This is a genomic window from Streptomyces sp. ICN903 (assembly GCF_022015835.1).
In the GTDB taxonomy this organism is placed as follows: Bacteria; Actinomycetota; Actinomycetes; order Streptomycetales; family Streptomycetaceae; genus Streptomyces; species Streptomyces fenghuangensis.
Genome location: NZ_JAKMAY010000495.1, coordinates 1 through 2,421 on the forward strand (window position 1 = coordinate 1; position 2,421 = coordinate 2,421).

Here is a 2,421-nt window from a genome sequence, read left to right on the forward strand (position 1 = left end):
GCCCCCTGCCCTCCCCGGCGGCGGTCACGGGGTGAACCGCTCGCCCCAGGGGCCGTCCGGCAGCAGGGCCGCCAGTACGGAGAGCAGGTGCGGCGGCTCGACCCGGCCGGGCGGCGAGCCCAGGTCCGGCCACGGCACCCAGGCGCACCCCTCCAGCGAGGCCCGCTCGTGGGGGAGCAGGCCGCTCCTCGACACCGCCGGCCGCTCGCCACCGAAGCGGGCGGGGAAGAACAGTTCCGTGCCGGAGTACCGCCGTCCCCTCCACCGCACGTCGCGGTCGACGGGCACCGGTCGGTCCAGGACCGCGGCAGGGTCCAGCCCGGTCTCCTCGGCCAGTTCGCGCCGTGCCGCCTCCAGCGGCGTCTCACCGGGCTCGATGCCGCCGCCGGGCGGTTCCCAGAGCCGTGAACCGTCGTACGGGTCGCGCCACTTCAGCAGGAGGACGCGGTCGGCGGCGTCCAGGCAGACGACCCGCGCGGCGGGCGGACACGCGACCGGGTCCGGCACAGGGCCTGTCGGCCCGTCCGCCGGCCGGCTCGTCACTCGGTCGTCGTGCGGGCGACGGCGCGGGCGATCTTCCTCGCGTCGATGGCCAGTTCCCGCAGCATGCCGCTGATGGGGTTGGTGTAGCCGGTGAAGTACAGGCCCGCGGCGGTCGGCAGCGTACGGGGGCCGCGGGCGCGGGGCAGCCCGCGCTCGTCCAGCACACCGAGGTGGCCCACCATCTCCTCCAGCCCGCGCCGGTAGCCGGTGGCCGCTATGACGGCGTCCGGGGCGATGGTGCTGCCGTCGGCGAGGGTGACCCGGGCCCCGTCGAAGGACTCCACCGCCGCCACCGGCTCTATCCGCCCCCGGCGCACCGCCTTGACGAAACCCGTGTCCTGCACGGGGATCGCGCCCTGCCGCACCCGGGTGTACAGCCCGGTGTCGGGGCGCGGCAGGCCGTGCGACGACAGGTCCGGCAGGGAGACCTTCGCCAGCCCCCGGGCCATGGAGTCCACCACGCGCACCGGCAGCCGCCGCACCGCGATGCCGGTGGCCTGCGCGGGCCAGCCCAGGGTGGAGCGGCGGACGATGTGGGGCGGGGTGCGCACCGCGAGCCGCACCCGCGCCGCGCCGCCCTCGGCCAGGTCCAGGGCTATCTCGGTGCCGGTGTTGCCGGTGCCGACGACCAGCACGTCCCGGCCCTCGTACGGCTGGGCGTCGCGGTAGGAGCGGGCGTGCAGCAGCTCGCCCTCGAACGAGTCGCGCCCGGGCCAGTCGGGCACGCGCGGGGTGTGGTTGTGCCCGGTGGCCACCACGACCACCGGCGCGGCCAGCTCCCGGCCGCCGTTGGCCCGCAGTATCCAGCTTCCGTCGTCGGCCCGGTCGACGCGGTTGACCTCAACGCCCGCGGCGATCTCCAGCCGGTGGTGGAGCGCGTACTCCTCCAGGTAGCGCACCAGGTCGTCCCGGCGCACCCAGCGCCCGTACGAGCGCGGGATCGGCATGCCGGGCAGCGCGGACCGGCGGCGCGTGGTGTGCAGTCGCAGCCGGTCGTAGTGGCCGCGCCAGGAGGCCCCGACGGAGCCGGACCTCTCCAGCACGACGGACCGTATGCCGCGCTCCTTGAGCGCGGCGGCGGTGGCCAGCCCGCCGGGTCCTCCCCCGATGATGTGCACCGGTCTGCTGTCGTCGGACATGTGCATGCCCATGAGTCTATGCCCCGCTTCCTCCCCCGGGCGCCCGGCCTCCGAACGCCGGGACGGCACCGCGGGCCCGGCTTCCCGGGCCGGGGCCGGACAAACCCCGACTCACTCGGCGCTAGAACGGCAGCGACAGCAGGTGCACCGGGCCGGGCGGCCAGCCGGCGCCCTCGCGCAGCGGCGTCCACATGGTGCGCATCGGCATGGTCACCGGCCCGTCGGGCTGGTCGACGCGGACGTGCTCCTCCAACTCCCGCCAGCCCAGGGCCTCGTAGACCGGCATCAGCTCCGGCCAGCAGAACAGCAGGCCGGCGCCGGGGCCCATACCGCGTGCGTGGTCCATCGCCGCGGTGACGACCGCCCGGGCCAGGCCCTGCCCGCGCAGCCCGGGGGCGACGATCACACCGCCCAGGCCCACCGCCTCGGTACGCCGGCCCGCGACGGAGACCGGCACGGTCACCAGACCCGCGTGCGCGACCAGGCGGCCCTCCCGCCGGATGCCGAAGTGCTCCCGCTTGGGCCGCCACGCCATGACCAGCCCCTCGATCTGGTAGGGGTCGGGGACACCCCCGCAGACCTCCTCCCGGTCGGCCCCGGTGAACTCCGGCAGCCGCACCACCGCGAACTGCTCCCCGCACGTCCTCGCGCTCGTCGTCGTCACACCCCGATCCTGCTCCGGCAGGGGGCCCGCCAATCCGAGAGGTGTGCGAAGGGAACGGGGACGGGGGACGGGGAG

3 protein-coding genes are annotated in these 2,421 nt (G+C 76.0%); all 3 read right to left on the reverse strand.

The window, feature by feature from the left end:
- Positions 1 to 24: 24 nt before the first annotated feature.
- The 3 genes from L7D48_RS28145 to L7D48_RS28155 all read right to left on the reverse strand — a co-directional run bounded on the left by L7D48_RS28145 (position 25) and on the right by L7D48_RS28155 (position 2,346).
- Complete coding sequence (locus L7D48_RS28145) at positions 25 to 507, reverse strand: NUDIX domain-containing protein (protein WP_279950603.1); 483 nt, start codon at positions 505 to 507, stop codon at positions 25 to 27.
- Positions 508 to 539: 32 nt separating this feature from the next.
- Positions 540 to 1,688 carry a flavin-containing monooxygenase gene (locus L7D48_RS28150; RefSeq protein WP_374494102.1) on the reverse strand — a complete coding sequence of 383 codons (1,149 nt, stop codon included), beginning with the start codon at positions 1,686 to 1,688 and terminating at the stop codon, positions 540 to 542.
- A 115-nt stretch (positions 1,689 to 1,803) separates the two neighbouring features.
- Positions 1,804 to 2,346, reverse strand: a complete 543-nt coding sequence (locus tag L7D48_RS28155) for a GNAT family N-acetyltransferase (RefSeq protein ID WP_237883823.1) — start codon at positions 2,344 to 2,346, stop codon at positions 1,804 to 1,806.
- Between the last annotated feature and the right edge of the window lie 75 nt (positions 2,347 to 2,421).

What these genes read in the sequence shown, in the direction of transcription:
- L7D48_RS28150 (WP_374494102.1), bottom strand. Translation starts at nt 1,688, where the DNA reads ATGCACATGTCCGACGACAGCAGACCGGTGCACATCATCGGGGGAGGA.